Below are 23,358 nucleotides of genomic sequence, written 5' to 3' on the forward strand. Positions count from 1 at the left end.
TATTTGGGTGGTCAAGAAGTCAGCGGGAAAGCGCGCTGAGGGCGACGAGAAGATCGCCGTCGATCAGCGCGTCCGTGTCTATGCCGACACCGACGACGAGGTACGGGGCGTCGTGGTCGAGGATTTCGGCGACCTGGCCGGCCACGCGGTCGATGTCGGGGACGTGCACATCTCGGATGCGGCGCGGCGCTGGGCGGTTCTCACCGATGCCGGCACCCTGGTGTTCGTCGACAGCCACCAGATCGCCTCGGAGTAAAGGCCGCTAGCCGAACAGGCGTCGGCGTCGCGGCACCGGAGGCCGTCGTGACGCGTACGGCCAAGGATTGTTCCGCTCGGGAACCGCGTCGGCGCGCACCTGCTTGAGTTGCGTTCGCAGATTCGCTTTCAGCTCGTGCAACTCGGGATCGGTCCAGCGATTGATCGCCTCGATCGGGTCGTCGGTCAGGTCGTAGAGCTCCCATTGGTCGTCGAGCGGACTGGTGCGATACGTCTCGCCCCCCATGCCGTTGGCGGCGAGATGCCGAACCCCGGGCTCGGTCCAGGTGCCCGGGTCGTCGAACGTGCGCACCAACTTCCACAGGTGACCGTCGACCCGGGTGACCAGCCCTTCGAAGTTCGCGGCGGTGTGTGCTGGAATCCGGATACGCAATGGTGCAGGGGGATTCACCGTCTGCTTGAGGCGTCGGCCCAGACCTGAGGCTCCGGTGTCACCTTCGAGCATGTTGTCGCGGGTCATGATGTACACCGCCCGTGTGTCGTCGGCAGGCGCCCCGTCGACGATCGGCATGAGATTTCGGCCCGGCAGCGGGTGAACTTCGGTGAAGGATTCGGAAAGCGTTGCGGCAGTGGACTGTACGTCGATGCCGGCGGCGCCGAGCAGGGTCGGCAGCAGATCCACGTGAGAGGTTGGCGCGGTCACCGTTCGCTGCTCTGTCGCGCCGGCGCCGACCCGCGCGATCACGAACGGTACGCGGGTTGCCTCGTCGTAAAGGTTGAACCACTTCTGATGCAGTCCGCCGTGCGCACCGAGCAGGTCGCCGTGATCGGCGGTGCGCACCAGCACGGCTTGCTCCGAGCCGCCGTCGGTCACCGCCCGGCGAACGCGGTCGATAGGCCCGTCCACCTCGGCGTGCAACCGGTAGTAGAGGTCCCGATAGCGTTGCGCGCCAGAGTCATAAACCCGCTGGATCGCCGCAGCGGGCCCATACCCGGAGTAGTAGGCCTCCCGGAAGGCGATCTGCGCGGCGGGCTTGGTGCGCAAGTCTTCTGCCGCGGTGGGCGCGGGCGGAACCCGCGGTGGATCCAGGGGCGAGGGTTCCAGCGGGCTTCGCAGCGCCCAGGTGGGGAACAGCACGATGTCGTGCGGGTTGACGAAACTCGCCACCAACAGAAACGGCCGCAGTGCCGTCGCGTCACCGACACGCCGGCGGGCATAGCGATCCTGCAGCCAGGTCACCACCCGGTCGGCGATCAGCGGGTCGCGCCGGACACCGCTGTTGGCCAGTCCCGCGCCGTGCGGTTCGGGGCCGACCCAGCCGGAGAACCCGAACGGGGCAAGGGGATCGGCGTCGAGATAGCGTCGTACCGCACCGGGATCGACGACACCGTCGTCGTCATTGGTCGCCAGCGGGCCACCGGTCTCGGGATCGGTCAGGTCGGCGTGCGAGATGTGCCACTTGCCGTCGTAATGGGTGTCATAGCCCGCCGCGCGGAACCAGTTACCCAGAGTGGGCACTTCACCGCGGCGCAGCCAGCGCATCCGCGAATCGTCAAATACCTTTCCGATGCCGTCGGTCTGGGTGACGCCGTGCAGATCGGGATACTGCCCGGTGAAGATTGTCGGCCGGCTCGGCACACAGGCCAGCGAGCCGGTGTAGTGGCGCCCGAAACTCACCCCGTGCTCGTCGAACCACCGCCGGCCGTTCAATACTCGCTGCCGCCAGGCCAGAACGTCGTCGGCCTCGTACGGCGGAGTCGCACGTTCCTCGTCGGTCATCACGATGATGATGTCGGGGCGTTCAGACATGTTGTTCCTCCAGTCGTTTCGCCAGGCACGCGAGGAGGCGATCGAGCTGCGCGACAGATACCCGAGCGAATACTCGTTCGGCAATCCGTTGCAGCGGATTGGATCCCACGGTCACCGCACTCGTCAGGGTCACCTCGGTGAGACCCCGGGCGATCGGTCGCAGTGTCCAGCGGTTGTGAAGTCGGCGCACCAGCGGGGGAAGTCCCTCGACGTCGTAGGCAAGTGTGTGCGGCGGGTCGACGTCGGTGATCCGCTCGACGAGCGTTGTGCGCCCGAGCTGCACACGGCGCGACGTACCGACGGTGCCGCCGGCCGCTCCGTGATCGAGTACGCAGGAGTGGTCGACGATGTCGGCCCACGAACTGATCGCGCCGAAGTCGGCCAGCACGTCCCAGATCTTCTGCGGGTCGGCGGCGATTGCTCGGCTGCGGCGGATGTCGGCCACCGGACCATTCAACCGCATTCGTGATGGTGATGAGGCGAATGTGGGAGGCCACCGTCAACGCCGTCGTTGGGCTACGCTGCGCGCGATGAACGAGGTTGTACTGGCTCGCGCGCTCGCCGACCTGCCACAAGAGGTGGCACGAGTTCCGGCTCCCGTCGTCCCGACCGTCGATCCGCCGTATGCGATACGGGTGGCGACGGCCGCCGATGCCGAGATGGTCGCCGAATGGATGAGCCGGCCGCATCTGGCGCAGGCGTGGGAATACGACTGGCCCGTCGACCGCTGGCGCCGGCATCTGCAGGCGCAACTCGACGGCACGTATTCCGTGCCGCTGATCGTCAGCCTCGACGGTGTCGACGACGGGTATCTCGAGCTGTACAGGGCGGCAAAGGATTCGATCGCGCCCTGCTATGACGCGGACCCATACGATCTCGGCCTGCATGCCGCCATCGCCAGCATGGCGCTTCTCAACCGCGGTGTGGGGCTCGGCCTGCTTCCCCAGATCATGACCAACCTGTTCGCGGTCGAGCCGCAATGCCGGCGGGTGATGTTCGATCCCGACCACCGCAACGCGGCCGCCCGACGGGTGTGCGAAGCCGCGGGATGTGAATTTGTCGGCGAGTTCGACATGTCGAACCGGCGCATGGCGCTCTACGCGTTCGAACGGCCTGCTGAGCTCAACTAAGTATGGTTAGGCGTACCTATTGAAACTTAGGTAAGTCTTAGCTAATCTCCGACGGCGATACTTACTCGTCAATATCTTGCAGAAGGAGATTTCGTGCACGCCGCTGTCAACTATTCGGGGGCTGATCTTGTTGCCAGCCCGGCAATCTCGGCGCGCCGCGCCAGCAGATTCACCATCGCCGGTGCGGCGATGATCACCGCAGGCGCGCTGGTCGCCGGTCCGGCCACCCAGTCGCTGCCTGACGAAATCCAGCGGCGGGCGGTCCAGGCCGTCGAGCTGACCGGCCTGTCGGTCACCGCCTCACCGTTGACCATCTACCCGCAGATCGTGACCAACACGGTCACCAACATCGCAGCTCTGACCCAGGCCATCGCGGCCGATCCGCTGCCCGTTCTGTCTCAGGTGGCGCGCAACCAGCTCGGCTACGCCACCGAGCTCGGCACCGCCATCGGCGGCATCCCGGTCAACTGGGACAACTACATGGCGGGTCGCGGCGGGACGTTCCTGGCGAACCTCAAGGTCGCCATCGACCAGGGCAACAACGCCGAGATCGTGAACCAGCTGAGCAGTTTCGTGCTGTACGGCGCGCTGGCAACGATCACGCCGATCTACAACGCGCTGCTGACCTACACCCCCCGCGGCAGCACCGTGGCGAATCCCGGTATCCCCCAACAGATCGCGCAGAACTTCGCGAACGCCGTCGGCGCAATCTTCAGCAGCACCACTCTGGTCAACGGCATCTTCCAGCCGGTCTACGGTGCGGCGTTGAGCGTGTTGGCCACCGCCGGAGACATCGTGGGCGGTCTGGTTCAGTCGGTGTCCGCCGGCGACGCCGTGGGAGCGATCAACACCGTGGTCAACACCCCGGGTCTGTTCGTCAACGCGGTGCTCAACGGCTGGAACAACCCGAAGTCCGCCGCGCCGTTCCCGGCTCTGCTGACCTTCATCCCGGTGGCACCCCCGACCGACCCGGCCAACGGGGTGACCGTCACAGGTCCGTCGATCGGCCTGCTCGGCCGGCTGCTGGTCTCCATCCCGCAGGCGATCGCCAAGGCCATCACCCCGGTCACCACGACGACGGCAAGCAGCACGCCGGCGGCGACCGCGGTGTCCGCGGCAGCGGAGTCGGCGCAGACGAAGGCCGTGACGGCCGGCACCTCTGAGGAGGCCACGACGTCGACCGAGGGATCCACGGCGACCTCGGCGGCGAGCTCCACCGAGACCGCGACGAGCGAGACCGCTGAAAGCGCCAGCAAGAGTGACGTTTCGGTCCCGACCGCAGCCGGCAAGACCGCCAAGAAGACGGCCACGTCATCGACGAAGGCGAGCAGCGACACCGGCTCGGCCGGCAAGGCCACCGGCGGCAAGAAGTCGACCGCAGGCAGTGCCCGCAGCCCGCGCGGCAAGGCCGCGTCGTCGAGCTCAGCGTCGAGCTCGTCGGACGCCAAGTAACGGTATGAAGAGCCGGGCCCCCGCATGGGGGCCCGGCTTTTTCCAGTGAGGACTGTCGATATGACCGACGTGACCGCAGCACCGATCGAGGCGGCCCACCGTGCCGAGGCCCCCGAGGGCATGACACCGGCTGATGTGGTCGCACAGCTGGCAGCCGCCGTTCCCGAACGAACGGGAGACGACTACCTCATCTACGAGCAGCACGGCCGCTGGACATTGGCGATCGGCGCTCGGTCGTCCATCGAGCTCGATCGCGACGAATGCCGCATCCACGATGGCCAGACTGTGGTCGCACACCCATGGAGCGGACGTCCGGCACAGGTGCTTGCCACCGCGCTCGAGTCCGCGTTGGTCGACGGTGAGCCGGCATTCGGTTGGATCGCCTTCGAATTCGGTGCACACCGCCACGGCTTGTTCGACAAGCTTCCGGTGGGCGCACCGCTGGCCCGCATCTTCACCCCGCGCAGCCGGGTCGTCGTCTCGGATGACCGAATCCAGGTGGTCGACGGTGACGAGGAGATCGCCGCGGCGATCCGTGCGCTGCGGCCGGACCGCCTCAACGCGCGGGTGGGCGTGGTGGATGTGACCACCGACCCCAGCCGGTACCGCGATCGCGTCGCGACGGCGGCCGCCGAGATCCGGAGCGGCCGCTACCAGAAGGTCATCCTGTCCCGTGCCGTCGACGTGCCGTTCTGCGTCGACTTCCCGGCGACTTACAGCCTGGGACGCAGTAACAACACCCCCGCGCGATCATTTCTGCTGCGGCACGGCGGAATTCGAGCTCTGGGGTTCAGCCCCGAACTGGTGGCAGCGGTGCGCAGCGACGGCGCGGTGGTGACCGAACCGCTGGCCGGCACGAGGGCGTTCGGGCGCGGACCGGACGACGACCGGGCGGCCCGGGACGATCTGGAATCCGACGCCAAGGAGATCGTCGAGCACGCGCTGTCGGTGCGAACCTCTCAGGACGAGATCGCGGAGGTGGCCGAGCCCGGCAGCGTCGCGGTCACCGACTTCATGACCGTGCGGGAGCGGGGCAGTGTTCAGCACCTCGGCTCGACCGTCGGCGGCACATTGCTGCCCACCCGCAACCGGATGGACGCGCTGGAGGCGCTGTTCCCTGCCGTGACGGCGTCGGGAATCCCGAAAGGCCCCGGGGTAGAGGCGATTCTGCGGCTCGACGAGATGCCGCGCGGTCTGTATTCCGGCGCGGTCGCGATGTTCACCCCCGACGGCGGGATGGATGCCGCGCTGGCGTTGCGCGCGGTGTACGAAGCCGACTCCCGGACCTGGCTGCGCGCCGGAGCGGGCATCATCGCCGCCTCGACGCCCGATCGGGAGTTCGAGGAGACCTGCGAGAAGATGGCCTGCCTGGCGCCCTACCTCGTCGAGCGGTGAGCCGGCTCAGCCACCCAACTGCGCGACGAGGGAGCGCTTGTCGACTTTACCGACCGCTGTCGTCGGCAACGCCGGCATCGGCGCGATCATGTCCGGGCGGCAGTGCACAGCGACGCCGCGGGCGTCGAGATGCTCGTTGAGCTCGGGCAGCGCGACCGGGCTGCCATGGAAAACAATTGCCGCACAGATTTTCTCGCCCAGGTAGGGATCAGGCAGGCCGACCGCGGCCGCGGCCGCGACCCGCGGGTGGGTCAGCAGATGGCTCTCCAGGTCCAGGGCGGCCACGGTCTCGCCGCCACGAACAATGACGTCCTTGACTCTGCCGGTCACCTCCAGATACCCGTTGGCGAACCGGCGCACCGTGTCCCCGCTGCGATAGAAGCCGTCCGGGGTGAACGAACGCTGGTTCTCCGCCTCCGCCCGGAAGTATCCGTTGATGGTGTACGGCCCCCGCACCAGAAGCTCTCCCGGCTCGCCGTCCGGCACGGGGGCACCGGCGTCATCGACGATGCGCAACTCGTCGTCGTCGGCCAGCGGTCTGCCCTGGGTGTGGTCGACGATCTCCGGGGGATCCCCAATCCTGGTGTAGCACAACAGTCCCTCGGCCATCCCGAACACCTGCTGCAGGCCGGGGGTGAGCACGGACCGGATGTGTCCGGCGTCGTCCGCGGCCAGCTTGGCGCCACCGACCTGGAGTAGTCGCAACGTGGTGGGGGGCTGCTCCTCCCATTCGCAGGCGTGCGCCCACAATCGGGCCAGCGCGGGCACCAGCGCGGTGGCCGTGACACCGTGACGGGCGATGGTGGCGAACGCCGCTTCCGGGCTGGGGTCTCGTCCGAACACCACGGCGGCACCCACGCTCATGGCACCGAGCAGGCCGGGGCACGCGAGCGGAAAGTTATGGCCGGCGGGCAGCGCGACAAGATAGACGTCGTCGCTCGTCATCTCGCACAGCGCGGCACTGGCCGTCGCGTTGTAGACGTAGTCGTCGTGCGTACGGGGGATCAGTTTCGGGGCACCCGTCGTGCCTCCGGACACCAGCAGCAGGGCTGGCCCGCTGGTGTCGGGCTGCAGTTGCGGCGGCTTTCCGGTGCCCTCGCACAGCCGCGACCACGTGATGTGCGGACCCGCGTCACCGTCGACGATGATGTGTCGCAACTGGTTGGGGCGCTGCGCAAGCCGCTCGGCCATCGCCCGGTAGTCGTAGGCGGGGTCGCAGCCCTCGATGATCCCGACCGCGCCACTGACATCCAGGAAGTGCACCAGCTCTGCGTCGCGATGGCCGGGCAGGCAGAGCACGGGCAGCGCGCCGGCACGCAGCAGACCGAGCAGCGCGACCGCGAACTGGCAGCTGTTCGGCAACTGAACCAGCACGCTGTGCCCCGGCTCGATGCCCAGCGCGGACAGCCCGGCGGCGGCTGCGTCGGCTCGACGGTCCAGCTCGGCGTAGGTGAGGCGAGCCGAATCGTCGACGATCGCCGGCCGGTCGGGCCACAGCGTCGCGGCCGTCCGCAAGATCTCGTCGAGTGGCCGGACGGCCCAGTACCCCGAGTCGCGATAGTGCCTCGCGCGGTCCGGGGGGAAGGGGGTGAATCCGCTCATTGCGCTCCCTGACGTAGCCATCTCCACGCAGCAAGCATAGGGTAGCCTTCCCAAAGTTAGGTGAGGCTGTTCTGAGGTAGGGAGGCGACAGTGACCGCGGCTGAAGCGGCCATGATCACCGACCGGATCGCCGAGGTGCTCGGCGTCGACCACACCGACATCGACCCGGACGGCGACCTGATCGCGCAGGGTTTGGACTCGATACGCATGATGGCGCTGGCCGGACGCTGGCGCCGTGCGGGTTTCGACGTCGACTTCGCCCGGCTGGCGGCCGCCCCGTCGGTCCGTGCCTGGGCCGAGCTGCTGACCACCGCCGAACCCGCGAATCCGCCTCCTGCGCAACCACAACCGGCCGTCGGCGAGCCGTTCCCGATGGCGCCGATGCAGCACGCGATGTGGGTCGGCAGGCACACCGATCAACAACTCGGCGGCGTGGCCGGCCACCTCTACGTGGAGTTCGACGGCGACGCGCTGGACCCCGAGCGGCTCCGGCGGGCGGCCACCCTGCTGGCGGCTCGGCACCCGATGCTGCGGGTCCAGTTCCTGTCCGACGGCACGCAGCGCATCGGCGTACCGCCGGACACCTTCCCGGTCGACGTCATCGACCTGCGGGAGTCCGACGACGTCGAGCAGCGGCTCGCCGCGATCCAGTCGGAGAAGTCGCGGCAGCAGCTCGACGGGCAGGTCTTCGAACTCACGCTGACTCTTCTACCCGGCACGCGCAGCCGGTTGCACGTCGACCTGGACATGCAAGCCGCGGACGCGATGAGCTACCGAGCGTTGATGGCCGATCTGGCCGCGCTGTATCGCGGTGACATGCTCACCGACATCGGCTACACGTACCAGCAATACCGCCAACAGCTTTCGCCGTCGGACCGATACGACACCGACCGACAATGGTGGTCGAACCGGGTGCCCGATCTACCCGACGCCCCCGCGCTGCCGGTGGTGCCCGCCGCCGAACAGACCGACCCGCATCGGCCCGGTCGCCGCTGGCACTGGCTGGACCCACACACCCGCGACGGGCTCTTCGACCGGGCCCGCCGCCACGGGGTGACCCCGGCGATGACGCTGGCAGCTTCGTTCGCCGACACGGTGGGCAGCTGGTCGGCAGACCCGCGCTTTCTGCTCAACGTCCCGCTGTTCGGGCGGGAACCGCTGCACCCCGACATCGAGAACGTGGTCGGTGACTTCACCTCGTCGCTGCTGCTCGATGTCGACCTCGCTGTCGCCGACACCCCGAGTAAGCGGGCACAGGTGCTGCAGCACACCATGCACGAAGCGGCGGCGCACGCGTCGTACCCGGGCTTGTCGGTGCTGCGCGACATCAGCCGCCATCGCGGGACACAGGCGCTCGCGCCGGTCGTGTTCACCAGCGCCCTCGGCCTCGGCGAACTGTTCTCTGCCGATGTGACAACGCAATTCGGCACACCCGACTGGATCATCTCCCAAGGGCCGCAGGTCCTGCTCGACGCCCAGGTGACCGAATTCGCCGGCGGCATCCTGCTCAATTGGGATGTCCGGGAGAGTGCCTTCCGCCCCGGCGTCATCGACGCGATGTTCGCCCATCACATCGACGAAGTGCAGCGCCTGGCGCGCGAGGACGACGCCTGGGACAGCGAGTGCGGCCCGCTGCTGCCTGCGTCGCAACGCGCCGCGCGGGAAGCGGTGAACACCAGCGCCCCACCCAGCGGAAAGATGTTGCACGACGGCTTCTTCGACCTTGCATCGCGTCAACCCGATGCCCCTGCGGTGTTCAGCAGCATGGGCGACCTGACCTATGACGACCTGTGCCGCCAGGCGCTGGCAGTGGCCGCCGCGCTGCGGGCCGCGGGACTTTCGGACGGCGGCACCGTCGCGGTGCTGGGGCCCAAGACGGCCGAACAGATCCCGGCGCTGCTGGGTATCCACGCGGCAGGCGGGGTGTATCTGCCGATCGGCATCGACCAGCCGGCCGATCGGGCCCGGCGGATCCTCACGAGCGGGGCCGTCGACATGGCGCTGGCTTGCGGCGCCGAATTGCCGGAGGTGCCGGTTCCGTGCATGACGGTCACCGACGCGATCACCCGCGGCGACGGCGCCGAATCGGCCGCTGTCACCGGGGATCCGGGCCGTCTGGCCTACGTGCTGTTCACCTCGGGGTCGACCGGCGAGCCCAAGGGTGTCGAGGTCTCCCACGACGCCGCGATGAACACCGTCGAGTTCATCACCGGCCATTTCGGGCTCGGGCCGCAGGACCGGTGCCTGGCGCTGTCCACACTCGAGTGCGACATCTCGGTGCTGGATGTGTTCGCCACCCTGGCCACCGGCGGGGCGATCGTCGTGGTCGACGAGGAACACCGGCGCGACCCCGACCACTGGGTGCGGCTCATCCAACGGCATCGGGTCACGGTCTTGCACTTTCTGCCGGGCTGGTTGGCGATGCTGCTCGACGTCGCAGGCCCGCTGCCGACGCTACGAGTGGTGCCGACCGGGGGTGACTGGGTCACCCCGGCGATGGCGCACCGGCTGCGCGGCCGGGCCCCCGGCGTACGGTTCGCCGGCCTGGGTGGGGCCACCGAGACCGCGATCCACAACACCGTCTGTGAGGTGGCCGACGACGTCCCCGAACACTGGACCGCGATTCCGTTCGGAAAGCCGTTGCCGAACAACCGATGCCGCGTCGTCGGTCCCGCCGGCACCGACTGCCCGGACTGGGTGGTCGGCGAGCTGTGGATCGGAGGGCGAGGACTTGCCCGGGGGTATCGCGGCCGGCCGGACCTGACGGCGGAGCGATTCGTCGAACACGACGGGGTGCGCTGGTATCGGACCGGTGACCTGGCCCGGTTCTGGCCGGACGGCACCTGCGAATTCGTCGGGCGCGCCGATCACCGGGTGAAGCTCAGTGGCTACCGCGTCGAACTCGGTGAGGTGGAAGCGGCGCTGCACCGGGTGCCCGGTGTGTTGGGTGCCGTGGCGGTGACCGTCCCCGGGCGCACCGAGTCCGCGGACCGGCTGGCGGCCGCCGTCCAGCTCGCGGCCGGAACAAGCCTAGACTCCCTTCACGCACGGATCGCCAAAGAGCTTCCTGCTCACATGGTTCCGCGACACGTCGAGGTGCTCGACCGGATCCCCTACTCCATCGGGGGCAAGGTCGACCGCAACGCCGTCGCCCGACGGCTCGCCGAGCGGGTGGACGCCGGAAGCGGGCACCGTCCGCCGACGGGTCCGGTGCAGTCCGCGCTGGCCGCGATCGTCGCCGATGTCCTCGGCGCGGCCGCGGTGGGAGCCGACGACGACTTCTTCGCCCTCGGCGGCGATTCCGTGCTGGCCACCACGCTCGTGGCACGGATCCGGCAACGACTGGACGTCACGGATGTCAGCGTCGCGGACATCTTCGCCACCCGCACCGTCGAAGCCCTGGCCCGGCGGCTCGGCGAGCTCGAGCCGGCGGATCGGCTCGACGCCATCGCCGAGCTGTACCTCGAAGTGGCCCTCATGGACACCGCCGAGGTCGCCTTGGCGCTCACCCGGAGATCTGATGACTGAAATCCTCACCGACCCGTTCGACCAGCAGCGGCTGGAGTTGTTGCGCCAGAAGCTGTCTCAGCGCGGCTTGCTGACCGAACCGGCCACGTCGGCGGACCCGGCCGGGATGACCGACGGTCAGCGCCGGATGTGGTTCGTGCACTCGATCGACGGCACCGGGGCGCTGTTGAACGTCTGCGTGTCGTACCGGCTGAGCGGTGAACTCGATTCGACCCGACTGCGTGCGGCCGTGAACGCGGTCGCCGCACGCCATCCGATCCTGCGTACCACCTACCAGACCGACGCCGACGGCGAACCGCGCCCGACCGTCCACGGGGAACTCGTCCCCGGCTGGGCCGAGCACGACCTCCGTGAGCTCGGGGCGCAAGCCCGCGGCCTGCGCGTGGAGGTGCTCGCGCAGCGCGCATTCACCGAACCCTTCGACCTGGGCACCGACTCGCCACTGCGGATCACGTTGGTCCGCAATGGTTCCGACGAGCATGTACTGCTGCTGGCGGCGCACCACATCGCCTGGGACGACGCTTCGTGGCGAGTGTTCTTCGCCGACCTCAGCATCGCCTACCAGGGCGGCGACCTTCCGCCGGCGCCACTGGCCGAAGCACCCGTATCCGGCAGCGACGACGCCGACGTGGCGTACTGGCGCGCGCTGCTCGCCGACCCACCCGAACCGCTGGAACTACCCGGGCCGAGGGGATCCGCGGTTCCCACCGAGTGGCGGGCCGCCCGGCGCACCACCCGATTGAACTCCCGCACCGTCGATGCGGTGGCCACGCTGGCGCACGAATCCGGGGCGACGCCGTACATGGTTCTGCTGGCGGCGTTCTCGGCGTTGATGCTGCGCTATACGCACGCCGACGATTTCCTGGTTGCCGCACCGGTTCTCAATCGCAGTTCCGATGACGTCATCGGCTACTACGGCAACACCGTCGCACTGCGCATGCGGCCGGCCCGCTGGAGCACCTTCGGTGATCTGGTCGGCGCCGCGCGTGATGCCGCCGTCGGTGCCTTCGCCCATCAGCGGGTCAACCTCGACCGGGTGGTCCGGGAGCTGAACCCGGACCGTCGCTACGGGGTCGAACGGATGGCGCGGGTGAGCTTCGGCATGCGGCATCCGGACGGCGACGGCTTCCAACCCGGCGGCATCACCTGCCGGCGGGCCGAGTTCCGCGGCCGGTACGCCCAACTCCCGCTGGGATTCATGGTCGAGTTCGCCGGCGGCGAAGCAGAAGTGGAGGTCGAGTACCTCACCGAGGTCATCGATGCGGGCTTGGCCGAGCAGATGTTGCGGAGCTTCGTCGTCCTCCTCGAGGACGCGCTGTCCCATCCGGATCGGGTGCTGGCCGATCTGGCCGTGCTGGACGAGACGGACACCGCGCGGCTGTTCGACATGTCCCGAGGTGAGGACTACGTCTGTCCGCCGATGACACTCGGTGACCTGGTCGCCGAGCAAGCCGCCCGCCAGCCGAATGCGATCGCCGTCGTCTACGAGGGCTGCCACTACACCTACCGCGAGCTGAACGCGGCGGCCAACCGGCACGCGCACTGGCTCGCCGCGCAGGGCATCGGCGCCGAAGATCGTGTCGCGGTGCTGCTGGACAAGTCGCCGGAGCTGGTCATCACCGCGTTGGGTATCGCCAAGGCGGGCGCGGTCTATCTGCCGGTCGATCCGGAGTATCCCGCCGATCGCATTGATCACATTCTCGGCGACGCGGATCCCAAAATGGTGATCCGCCAACCCGTCACCGGTGTCGAGGACTTCCCGGACCACGACCCGGGTCCGTCGGATCTGGTGCGCCCGTTCGGTCCGGCCAACACCGCCTACCTGATCTACACCTCGGGGTCGACCGGTCTGCCCAAGGGGGTTCCGGTACCGCACCGTCCCGTCGCCGACTACTTCCGGTGGTTCGCCGACGAATACCAGATCGGTCCCGACGACCGCCTCCTGCAGGTGGCCTCACCCAGCTTCGACGTGTCGATCGGTGAGACCTTCGGGATCTTGGCCCAGGGCGCCCGCCTGGTGATCCCGCGCACCGACGGGCTGCGCGACATCGGCTATCTCACCGATCTGCTGCAGCGCGAGTCCATCACGTCGATGCACTTCGTGCCGTCGCTGCTCGGATTGTTCCTGTCGCTGCCCGGCGTCGAACAGTGGCGCAGCCTGCGGCGGGTGCCGATCGGCGGGGAAGCGCTGCCCGGAGAATTGGCCGACAAGTTCCACGCAACGTTCGACGCGCTGCTGCACAACTTCTACGGGCCGACCGAGACGGTCATCAACGCCTCCCGCTATAAGGTCGAGGGCAGGCAGGGCACCCGGGTGGTTCCGATCGGGACACCCAAGATCAACACCGCGATCTACCTGTTGGACGATGCGCTGCGGCCGGTGCCGACCGACGTGATCGGCGAAATCTACATCGGCGGAACACAACTGGCGCACGGCTACCACGACCGGCCGGCGCTGACCGCGGAACGCTTCGTCGCGGACCCCTTCACCCCCGGCGGTCGGCTCTACCGTTCGGGCGACCTGGCCCGGCGAAACCGCGACGGCGACCTGGAATTCGTCGGCCGCGCCGACGAACAGGTCAAGATCCGCGGCTTCCGCATCGAACTCGGCGAGGTCGCCGCGGCCGTCACTGTGGATCCGAGCGTCGGGAATGCGGTCGTGGTCGCCGCCGATCTGCCCCATCTCGGCAAGAGCCTGGTCGCCTACGTGGCGCCGGCGGCCGGCGATGTCGTGGACGTCGAGCGGATCAGAATCCGGGTCGCCGCCGCGTTGCCGGACTACATGATCCCGGCCGCCTACGTCGTCGTCGACGAGATCCCGGTCACCGTCAACGGAAAGCTGGATCGGGCCGCCCTTCCGGCAGCCGAGATCGGCCCGATGGTCGACTACCGTGCACCGGTCACCGAGACCGAGCGCACCGTCGCCGCATTGTTCGCCCGGTTGCTCGGCGCCGGCGACGTGGGTTGTGATGACTCGTTCTTCGCCCTCGGCGGGCACTCTCTGCTGGCGACCAAACTGGTCGCCGCGATCCGTGAAGCCTGCGGGGCCGAGGTCACCGTCCGCGACATCTTCGAGGCCGGCAGCGTCGGCGAACTCGCCGCGGTGATCGATGGGCGCCGCGACCGTCAGGCGCCGTGCACCCGGCCGCCGCTGGTCGCCGCCGGGGGCGACCCCGAGAGCGCACCGCTGTCGGCCGCCCAGCTGCGAAGCTGGTTCCAGTACCGCGTCGACGGACCCAGCCCGGTGAACAACATCCCGTTCGCGGCGCGCCTGACCGGTCCCTGCGATGCCGACGCACTGGCCGCCGCCGTCCACGACGTGATCGCCCGGCACGAGATCCTGCGCACCGTCTACCGCGAGATCGACGGGGTACCCCATCAGGTCGTCACCGCCGGCGACAATGCTCAGGTCCGGCGACTCGACGGTCCCGACAACCAGTGGCTGACAACCCAACTCGATGCCGAGCGGGCCCACCGGTTCGAACTCGAAACCGAACTGCCGATCCGCGTCGCCGTGCTACGCACACCCGGCGAATGCGTCCTGTCGATGGTCGTGCACCACATCGCCGCCGACCACTGGTCGGCCGGCGTGCTGTTCACCGACGTGCTCACCGCCTACCGGGCGCGACGGCAGGGCACCGAGCCGTCCTGGCAGCCGCTGCCGATCCAGTACCGCGACTACGCCGCATGGCAGATCCACTTGCTGTCCGACACCGAGTTGATGGATGCGCAACGGCAGTTCTGGGTGCGAGAACTCGACGGACTCCCCGAGGACACCGGCCTGCGCCCGGACCTGCCCCGGCCGCCGATGGCCGGCGGGGCCGGTGCGGCCATCCCGCTGCACTTCGGCACCGCCGTGCGAGAACGGCTGACGGCGCTGAGTCGTGAGCTCGGGATCACCGAGTTCATGCTGCTGCAAACCGTCGTGGCGGTGGTCTTGAGCAAAGCCGGTGGTGGTCACGACATCCCGCTGGGCACACCGGTTGCGGGCCGCACCGACACCGAATTGGACCGGCTGGTCGGTTTTTTCGTCAACATCCTGGTGTTGCGCAACGATCTGTCGGGCAATCCCACGCTGCGTGAGATCCTGCTGCGCTCGCGGGAGATGGCCCTGGCGGCCTACGCCAACCAAGATCTCCCGTTCGATCGGGTGGTCGACGCGGTCAACCCGGTGCGGTCGCTGTCCCGTAACCCGCTCTTCCAGGTGGTCGTCCACGTTCGCGAGGAGCTTCCCGAGAACCAGCTGATCGAAGCGGGCCCGGACGGTGACACCCGATTCACCGCCCTGGAACCGACTTTCGATGTGGCCCACGCCGATCTGAGCGTGAACTTCTTCGTCGGTGACGACGGCTATCGCGGGCACGTGATCTACCGCACCGAGCTCTACCACCCGTCGACGATGGAGCGCTTCGCCGGTTGGCTGGGTCAGGTCATCGACGCGTTCGCCGCCGATCCTGATGTCCGGCTGCGTGATGTCGACCTGCTCGGCGATTCCGGACGGCAGCAGGTGCTCGGGCAGAGCCGAGGCATCGAGTCGCCGGTCGAGCGGCCCCGCACCGTCCCGGGACTGCTCGAGGCCAGCCGGGCGTTGGGTCAGGACCGGGTCGCGCTGCGGTGCGCCGGTGATGAGCTCGATTACGCTGCGCTGCATCATCGTTCGGATTGCCTCGCCCAGTTGCTGGTGCGCCACGGCGTCGGCCCGGGCTCCCTGGTCGGCATGTCGATGCGCCGCGGGATCGATCTGGTGGTCGCGCTCGTCGGCATCATGAAAGCCGGTGCCGGTTTCTTCCCGCTGGACCCCACCTATCCTGTCGCGCGCAAGAAGTTCATGCTCGACGACGTCCAACCCGCCGTCGTCGTGGTCACCGAAGAGGCCGGCGCGTCGATGCCGCCCGCCGACGGGGTCACGGTGATCTCGATGGACGATCCGGCGGTTCGCGCCGAGCTGGCGTCCACCGATCCCGTCGCCGCCTTGACCCAGCCGCACCCCGACGACCCGATGTACCTGATGTTCACGTCGGGCTCCACCGGGACACCGAAGGGTGTCGTGGGCACCCACCGCGCGATGAGCACCAGGCTGACCTGGCAGCTCAAGCACTATCCGGTTCCGGGACAGGACATCCGGCTCGCGCAGGCGCCGATGACTTTCCTGGAGGGGTGCATCGAGACGTTGGCCGGGCTCGCGGCCGGCGCGACCCTGATCGTCGCCGACGACGCCGAGCACCGCGACGCCGAGGCAATAGCGGGGCTGATCGAGCGGCATTCCGTCGCCCAGGTCACCGGTGTCGCCAGTCTGGTGTCCGCGCTCGTCGACAGCGCACCGAACGCCGTGCGCGCGCTGCGCCGGCTGGTGACCTGTGGCGAGCCGGTGAGCGTCTCGCTGCTGCAGCGTCTGGTCTCCTGCGTGGGTGTGGGTCCGGCGCGAAACATGGAGCTGCTGAACGCCATCGGAGCCACCGAAACCTCTGGTGCACTGATTCGCGGCCCACTGGACCTGCCCATCCCCAAGATCGGTACACCGATGGAGGGGTCGCAGGTTTACGTGCTCGACGAGGCGTTGCAACCGGTGCCGGTCGGTGTCGTCGGCGAGCTCTACTACGCCGGTGAGCAGATCGCACGCGGGTACTGGAAGCAGCCCGCGCTGACCGCGTCGAGGTTCGTCGCGAATCCCTATGCGGCTGAGCCGGGGTCGCGTTTCTACCGCAGCGGCGATCGCGGACGGTGGACTGAGGATGGCCATCTCGAATTCGTCGGCCGCACCGACCATCAGGTGAAGGTGCGGGGTTTCCGGGTGGAACTGGCCGAAGTCGAAGCCGCTCTGAAAGCCGCCGAGGGTGTCGCCGTCGCGGCCGCGCGAACCTGGGACGGATCCAGCGGCGCCTCCCTGGCCGGCTACGTCGTCCCCCGTGAGCCGGTGGACGATCCCGCGGCCTTCGCCGCCTCGGTGCGTGCGTCGGTGGCTGCGGCACTGCCCGGCTACATGACACCGGCCACGATCTCGGTGCTCGGCGCGATGCCCGCGACCGAATCCGGGAAGCTGAACCGCCCCGCGCTGCCACGCCCCGAGGCGCACACCACCGGCGCGAGCGAGCCGGCCAGAACCGACACCGAGCGGTCCGTCGCCGCAGCGATGGAGCAGCTGCTCGAGGTTGTCGAGATCGGCAGGGAGGACGACTTTTTCGCACTCGGCGGGGACAGCATCCTGTCGGTTCAGCTCGCGGCACGGATCCGTGCGGCCGGCCTGACGGTCGAACCCCGGACGATCTTCGCCCATCCCACCGTGGCATCGCTGGCCGCCGCGATCGACGACGGGCACGTCGACCCGGCTACCGACCGCGCCGACACCCGCCACGAGGCGATGAGTGTGTCCGGACTGTCGGCAGGCGACCTGGCCGCCCTGAAGTCGTCGTGGTCGAAGGCCCGCCCGTCGTGACCAACGCCGTGGACATGGATGACATCGAGGACGTCCTGGCCCTCTCGCCCCTGCAACTCGGGCTGTACTCGCACGCCACGCTGATCGGACCCGACGGCGACGACCCGTACGTCATCGCGATGACGGCCGACGTGACGGGTCCGCTGGACGTCGAACTGCTCCGCGACTGCGCGGCGGCGATGTTGGTGCGCCACCCCAACCTGCGGGCCAGCTTCTGGCACCAGGATCTGCCGCAACCGGTCCAGATCGTCCCCGCCACAGTCGAACTGCCGTGGCAACATCTGCCGGCCGAGGATGACGCGCGGGCCGCCGAGATCGAACAGCGGGAACGCGGCAAGCAATTCGGGTTGCACGACGGTCCGCTGATCCGATTCCTGCTCATCGAGCTGCCGAATCGGCGCTGGCGGCTGGTGGTCACCGCACACCACATCGTGCTCGACGGCTGGTCACTGCCGGTGTTCATCGGGGAGATGCTAACGCTGTACCGAGTCGGCGGCACCCCCGAAGCGCTGCCGACGCCACGGTTGTACCGCGACTACATCGGCTGGCTCACCGAGCGCGATATGCAGGCAGGCGAACGCCTCTGGCGCAGGCACCTCGCCGACCTGCCAGGCCCGACACTGTTGTCGGCGGCCCTCGGTGGTGACGGGACGGGGCTGCCGAGGCGCACCGAGCTGTCGCTGCCGGCCGACGACACCGAACGACTGGCCGCCGCGGCCCGGACTCGGGGCGTCACCCTCAATTCGGTGATGCAGATGGCCTGGGCGCTGATCCTGTCCCGGCTGACCGACCGCGACGACATCGTCTTCGGGGTCACCGTATCCGGTCGCCCGCCCGAACTCACGGGTGTGGAAACCATGGTCGGCCTGTTCATCAACACCGTTCCGCTGCGGGTACGTCTCGATCCGAACAGGACTGTCGGACAGCACTGTTCGGCTCTGCAGCGGGAGGCGGCCGAACTACGCGACCACAGCTACCTGAGCCACTCGCAGCTGCGGGCAGTGGCCGGCGTCGGCGAGATGTTCGACACCCTGCTGGTCTACGAGAGCTTCCCGCCCGGCGGTGTGGTCGGCGGTCAGCAGTTCTCCGCAGGTGACGTCACCTTCCGGCCCGCAGCGATGGAAAGCCTCACCCACTTCCCGGTGACGGTCGCCGCCTACCGCAACACCGCCGAGCTGACGCTGCTGGTCGAGGTGACCGACAACGCGCTGGGCATGATGTCGCCGGAGACGCTGGGCCGCCGGGTGCTGCAGACGATGCGCCGCCTCATCGAGGAGTGGGACCGGCCGCTGGGCGGGATCGGAATCCTGCTCGAGGGTGAGGCACCGCCGATCGAGGCGCCCGCGGGCGTCGCCGGGCCCGGGGTGGCCGAGCGGTTCGCCGCAACCGCTGCGGTGCATCGCGATTCCGTCGCGCTTCGGTGGAACGGTGGCCGGCTGACCTACGACGAGCTCAACGAGCAATCGGACAGGATCGCGGGGTTCCTGGCCGATCGCGGCGTGGGCGCGGAGACGCCGGTTGCGATCCAGCTCCCGCGAGGTGCTGACTACGTGGTGGCGATGCTCGCCGTACTCAAGGCCGGCGGCATGTGTGTGCCACTCGACCCAGCGATGCCGGCAGGCCGGGTGCAGTCCATTCTCGCCCAGACCGGGGCTGCCGTCGTCATCGACGAGACCACGATGCCCGCCGCCCGCAGCGCACCGCGCCTCTGCGTGCCGGCCCATCCCGGCCACGCCGCCTACACGGTGTTCACCTCCGGCACCACGGGAGAACCCAAGGGTGTCATCGGAACTCATGGGGCATTGCTCGCCTACATCGACGACCACGCCGAGCGGATGCTCACGTGTGCGAGCGAGCGCCTCGGCAGGCCGCTGCGTATCGGCCACGCCTGGTCGTTCGCGTTCGACGCCGCCTGGCAACCGCTGGCAGGACTGCTGTTCGGTCACGCCGTGCACATCATCTCCGAGAGTGACCGCAGGGATGCCGACCTGCTCGTCGACATCATCGAACGGGAGGGGATCGACATGCTCGACGTCACCCCCTCGCTGTTCACCAGTCTGCGTCAGGCCGGGCTGCTGGACTCCGGCCGACTTTCGGTGCTCGCACTCGGCGGTGAAGCGGTCGGCGCGGGGGACTGGACTGATATCCGGAAAGCCTGCACAGGAACGCTATTGGTGGCGCACAACTGTTACGGCCCGACCGAGACGACCGTCGAGGCCGTCGTCGCCGCGATTGCCGAGCACGACGCGCCGGTGATCGGCTATCCGACACGATCGACGCGCGCCGCGGTTCTCGATTCGTGGCTGCAGCCCGTCCCCGACGGTGTGGTGGGCGAACTGTATCTGGCCGGCGATCAGGTGACGAGGGGTTACCTCGGTCGCCGCGCCGAGACCGCGACGCGGTTCGTCGCCGCCCCGGGCGGTGCCCGGATGTACCGCACGGGCGATCTGGTGCGGCGGGATCACGACGGCGCGCTGGTCTTCGTCGGCCGGGCCGACGCCCAGATCCAGGTTCGCGGGCATCGCGTCGAGCTGGGCGAGATCGAGGCGGTACTCGAAGAGATGCCCGGGGTGCGGCACGTACACGTCACGGTGCAGGGGCAGACCGCGGGTCCCCGACTGGTCGCGTACGTCGACGGTGACGTGACGGTGTCCGAACTGCGCCCGCTGCTGCGGAACAGGTTGCCGCGGTATATGCTTCCGCACCGGCTGATCGTGGTCGACACGATTCCGCTGACCGCCAACGGCAAGGTCGACGAGGCGGCGCTGGCGGCCACCGTGTCACCCGACGAGGCTCCGGAGCCGCCGAGCACGCCGACCGAGATCGCCCTTGGCCATGCCGTCGCGGAACTGCTGGGCCTTGCCGCCGTCGACCTCGACGCCGACTTGCTGGAACTGGGGCTGGACAGCATCGCCGCGCTGTCGTTGGTTCAGCTCGCGCGCAGCAGTGGACTGTCACTGCGCGCCCGGCTGGTCCTCGAGTGCGGCACGCTGCGCGAACTCGCGGCGGCAGTCGATCGCGACACCGCCGACGACCTCGCTGCCGGGCCGGAGCCGCAGGGCCCGATTCCGGCGCTGCCTGCCGTGCACTGGCTCTATGAGCACGGCGATCCGCGACGCTTGTCGCAGGTGGAGGCGATCCGATTGCCGGCCGATGCGACCGCCGAGCGGCTGCGCCTGCTGCTGGACGGGATCGCCGCCGGGCACGAGATGTTCCGCAGCCGCCTCGACCGCGCGACGATGACGTTCGTCCCGGCCGGTCGAGACACCATCCCGCTGGCCGAGGTGGTGGTCGCCGGCGAACTCGGCGACGCCGTCGCCGAATACGCAGCCGCCGCGATCGAACGGCTGGATCCCGAGGTCGGCCATCCGACCGAAGCGCTGTGGCTGCATGGTCCGGGCGAGCCGGGTGTTCTCGTACTGGTCGTCCACGTGCTGGCGATGGATCCGGCGTCCTGGCGCATCGTGCTCGGTGAGTTAATGGCCAACTGGTCGGCCGCCGGCTCTGCCGAATTCGGCCCCGTCAGCGGTGAACAGGTCAGTTATCGCCGGTGGGCTCACCGCCTCACCGATCGTGCTCGCGCTCTCGACACCGTCGATTTCTGGCTCACGCAGATCGACGGTGAAGACCCGGCATTGGGGGACCGGCGCGTGCGCCCCGAGGCGGATCGGTTCGCCGACCTCGCGATCACCGTGACGGTCACCGAGGCCGACATCACCGGCGCACTGCTACGCGGACAGACACCGATCCAAGACCTGCTGGCCGATGCATGTGCCCGTCTGATCACCCGCTGGCGCGAGCAGCGCGGCGCTGTCAGCCCGGTTCCGCTGCTGGCGCTGGAAACCCACGGCCGCACCGCCGCGGACGACACCGTCGGCCTGCTCAGCGCCATCTATCCGTTACGGATCCGTCCGGGACACCCGATTCCCGAGATACCCGGCGAATCAACTGATTACGCTGCGCTGCGTTACCTGAGGCCGGACACCGCCGAGCTGCTGCGGGGTTTCCACGGCCCGCAGGTGCTCCTGAATTACCTCGGCAGGCTCGACCTCGATGCCGGGGCACTGCTGGACCGCGGTCTGCTCGCCCACTTGTCGATCATGACCGAGCCGAACGTCGCGGTGCGGCACGAACTGACCCTGGTCGCCGCCGTCGCCGGTCGAAAGTTGGTCACCCAGTGGCGAACGCTGCCCGACATCTTCAGCGCGACGGATGTGGTTGCGCTGCAGCAGATGTGGGCAGAAATCTTGCAGGAGTTGGCGGAGGTGACGTCGTGATGCGGCGGTTGGCTGTTCTGGGCGCCGGAGCCAAGGCGGTGGCGGTGGCCGCGAAAGCGGCGATGCTGCGCGACATGGGCGTCGTCACACCGGAGATCGTGGCTGTCGAGCGCACGGCGGTCGCGGCGAACTGGCGCGCGGGCGGTGGCTGGTCCGACGGCCAGCACCGGCTGGGAACCAGCCCGGAGAAGGACGTCGGCTTCCCGTACCGGTCGATGATCCTGCCCGGCCGCAACGGCGAACTCGACCAGCGGATGATGCGGCTGAGCTGGCAGTCCTACCTGGTGAGCACCGGGCGCTTCGCGGAGTGGGTCGACCGCGGCAAGCCAGCACCGACCCACGAGACGTGGGCGAACTACCTGCGCTGGGTGGCCGACGCCGTGGCACTGAATGTCGTTGACGGCGAAGTGATCCGGATGTCTCTCGACGGACAGTCGTGGGTGTTGCACACCGGCGGCGGCACGGTCGAGGCCGATGCGGTGATGATCACCGGCCCCGGCCAGCCCGGCCGATCGGTGCTGCCCGGCCATCCGCAGGTCCTCTCGATCGCCCAGTTCTGGGAGTTGTCGGCGTCGAAAGAACGGATCGACGCCGAGCGGGTCGCGGTGATCGGCGGTGGTGAGACCGCGGCGTCGATGCTCAACGAGCTCTTCGGGCACCGGGTGTCCACCATCACGGTGATCTCGCCGCAGGCGACGTTGTTCACCCGCGGTGAGAGCTTCTTCGAGAACCGGATGTTCAGTGACCCGACGGATTGGGTCGGACTGACTCCGGCCGAGCGGCGCGACGTGATGGCCCGCACCGATCGCGGGGTCTTCTCTGCGCGGGTTCAGGATTCGCTGCTCGCCGACGATCGGATCAGGCATCTGCGCGGCCGGGTGGCGCACGGTGTCGCCGCCGACGGCCGGATCCGTATCACGCTGCACACCGACCGGCACGGCGAGCGGCTCGAGACGGTGCACGGATTCGACCTCGTCATCGACGGTTCGGGCGCCGACTCGCTGTGGTTTCTGCCGCTGTTGGCTCAGGATGCCCTGGACCTGCTCGAGGTCAGGCTGAACGGGCCGCTGACCAGCGACCGGCTGCAGCGGGCGATCGGCGATGACCTCGCGTTGAGCGGGGTGGCGCCGAAGCTGTTCCTGCCCAACCTTTCCGGGCTCAACCAGGGTCCCGGATTTCCCAACCTGAGCTGCCTGGGGCTGCTGTCCGATCGCATCCTCGGCGGCCGGCCCGGCGCCCAGTTGACCCACACGAACGGGAGGAACGTTGAGTACCAATCCATTTGACGACGAGGACGGCCGCTTCTATGTCCTGGTCAACGACGAGGAACAGCACAGCCTGTGGCCGGCGTTCGCCGAGATCCCCAGCGGCTGGCTGGTCGCGTTCGGGGTGGCGAGCCGGGCGGACTGTGCGGAGTTCGTCGAGCAGAACTGGTCGGATATCCGGCCGAAGAGCCTGCGCGCAGCGACTCGACAGTGAAGTTATGCAATGCTAACTTCTCCGTGGATTGGTTAG

12 protein-coding genes are annotated in these 23,358 nt (G+C 68.6%); 9 read left to right on the plus strand and 3 right to left on the minus strand.

What is annotated here, in order from left to right:
• The first annotated feature begins 7 nt into the window (after positions 1-7).
• Positions 8-256 (plus strand): hypothetical protein, encoded by a 249-nt coding sequence (locus CRM90_RS00190; RefSeq protein ID WP_036342815.1) that lies wholly within the window; start codon positions 8-10, stop codon positions 254-256.
• A gap of 6 nt (positions 257-262) precedes the next feature.
• Here the strand turns inward: CRM90_RS00190 and CRM90_RS00195 are convergent, their stop codons facing one another.
• Both CRM90_RS00195 and CRM90_RS00200 read right to left on the minus strand, forming a co-directional pair.
• Positions 263-2,026, minus strand: coding sequence for a sulfatase-like hydrolase/transferase (locus CRM90_RS00195; RefSeq protein WP_102805021.1), 1,764 nt, complete (start codon positions 2,024-2,026; stop codon positions 263-265).
• A complete protein-coding gene (locus CRM90_RS00200) occupies positions 2,019-2,489 on the minus strand; it encodes an SRPBCC family protein (RefSeq protein WP_199189719.1) in 471 nt (156 codons plus the stop codon). The genes CRM90_RS00195 and CRM90_RS00200 overlap by 8 nt, the downstream gene beginning before the upstream one ends.
• Positions 2,490-2,556: 67 nt before the next feature.
• Here CRM90_RS00200 and CRM90_RS00205 point away from each other — a divergent pair, with 67 nt between their 5' ends.
• From CRM90_RS00205 to CRM90_RS00215, 3 genes are all read left to right on the plus strand, one after another.
• Positions 2,557-3,156, plus strand: coding sequence for a GNAT family N-acetyltransferase (locus CRM90_RS00205; RefSeq protein WP_102805023.1), 600 nt, complete (start codon positions 2,557-2,559; stop codon positions 3,154-3,156).
• Positions 3,157-3,249: 93 nt separating this feature from the next.
• Positions 3,250-4,608: a hypothetical protein gene (locus CRM90_RS00210; protein WP_102805024.1), complete on the plus strand. Its 1,359-nt coding sequence runs from the start codon at positions 3,250-3,252 to the stop codon at positions 4,606-4,608.
• A gap of 60 nt (positions 4,609-4,668) precedes the next feature.
• Complete coding sequence (locus CRM90_RS00215) at positions 4,669-6,003, plus strand: salicylate synthase (RefSeq protein ID WP_102805025.1); 1,335 nt, start codon at positions 4,669-4,671, stop codon at positions 6,001-6,003.
• 6 nt (positions 6,004-6,009) lie between these two features.
• Here the strand turns inward: CRM90_RS00215 and CRM90_RS00220 are convergent, their stop codons facing one another.
• A complete protein-coding gene (locus CRM90_RS00220) occupies positions 6,010-7,605 on the minus strand; it encodes a (2,3-dihydroxybenzoyl)adenylate synthase (RefSeq protein WP_102805026.1) in 1,596 nt (531 codons plus the stop codon).
• Positions 7,606-7,716: 111 nt separating this feature from the next.
• Here CRM90_RS00220 and CRM90_RS00225 point away from each other — a divergent pair, with 111 nt between their 5' ends.
• The 5 genes from CRM90_RS00225 to CRM90_RS00245 are packed head-to-tail and all read left to right on the plus strand — an operon-like array spanning position 7,717 to position 23,322.
• Positions 7,717-11,133 (plus strand): non-ribosomal peptide synthetase, encoded by a 3,417-nt coding sequence (locus CRM90_RS00225; RefSeq protein WP_102805353.1) that lies wholly within the window; start codon positions 7,717-7,719, stop codon positions 11,131-11,133.
• Positions 11,126-17,566 (plus strand): non-ribosomal peptide synthetase, encoded by a 6,441-nt coding sequence (locus CRM90_RS00230; protein WP_102805027.1) that lies wholly within the window; start codon positions 11,126-11,128, stop codon positions 17,564-17,566. Before CRM90_RS00225 ends, CRM90_RS00230 begins: the two co-directional genes overlap by 8 nt.
• Before the next feature lie 14 nt (positions 17,567-17,580).
• The gene (locus CRM90_RS00235; RefSeq protein ID WP_102805354.1) at positions 17,581-21,843 is read left to right on the plus strand and encodes a non-ribosomal peptide synthetase; all 4,263 of its coding nucleotides are present in this window, start codon (positions 17,581-17,583) and stop codon (positions 21,841-21,843) included.
• Positions 21,840-23,129: an NADPH-dependent L-lysine N(6)-monooxygenase MbtG gene (gene mbtG, locus CRM90_RS00240; protein ID WP_199189720.1), complete on the plus strand. Its 1,290-nt coding sequence runs from the start codon at positions 21,840-21,842 to the stop codon at positions 23,127-23,129. Before CRM90_RS00235 ends, mbtG begins: the two co-directional genes overlap by 4 nt.
• On the plus strand, positions 23,110-23,322 hold the full coding sequence (locus CRM90_RS00245) for an MbtH family protein (RefSeq protein WP_102805029.1): 213 nt from the start codon (positions 23,110-23,112) through the stop codon (positions 23,320-23,322). The genes mbtG and CRM90_RS00245 overlap by 20 nt, the downstream gene beginning before the upstream one ends.
• Positions 23,323-23,358 lie beyond the last annotated feature (36 nt).

This window comes from Mycobacterium sp. ENV421, assembly GCF_002887815.1.
GTDB lineage: Bacteria > Actinomycetota > Actinomycetes > Mycobacteriales > Mycobacteriaceae > Mycobacterium.

Coding starts and splice junctions, on each gene's coding strand:
- CRM90_RS00195 (WP_102805021.1), bottom strand. CDS start 2,026: ATGTCTGAACGCCCCGACATCATCATCGTGATGACCGACGAGGAACGT.
- CRM90_RS00200 (WP_199189719.1), bottom strand. CDS start 2,489: ATGCGGTTGAATGGTCCGGTGGCCGACATCCGCCGCAGCCGAGCAATC.
- CRM90_RS00205 (WP_102805023.1), top strand. CDS start 2,557: ATGAACGAGGTTGTACTGGCTCGCGCGCTCGCCGACCTGCCACAAGAG.
- CRM90_RS00215 (WP_102805025.1), top strand. CDS start 4,669: ATGACCGACGTGACCGCAGCACCGATCGAGGCGGCCCACCGTGCCGAG.
- CRM90_RS00220 (WP_102805026.1), bottom strand. CDS start 7,605: ATGAGCGGATTCACCCCCTTCCCCCCGGACCGCGCGAGGCACTATCGC.
- CRM90_RS00225 (WP_102805353.1), top strand. CDS start 7,717: ATGATCACCGACCGGATCGCCGAGGTGCTCGGCGTCGACCACACCGAC.
- CRM90_RS00230 (WP_102805027.1), top strand. CDS start 11,126: ATGACTGAAATCCTCACCGACCCGTTCGACCAGCAGCGGCTGGAGTTG.
- CRM90_RS00235 (WP_102805354.1), top strand. CDS start 17,581: ATGGATGACATCGAGGACGTCCTGGCCCTCTCGCCCCTGCAACTCGGG.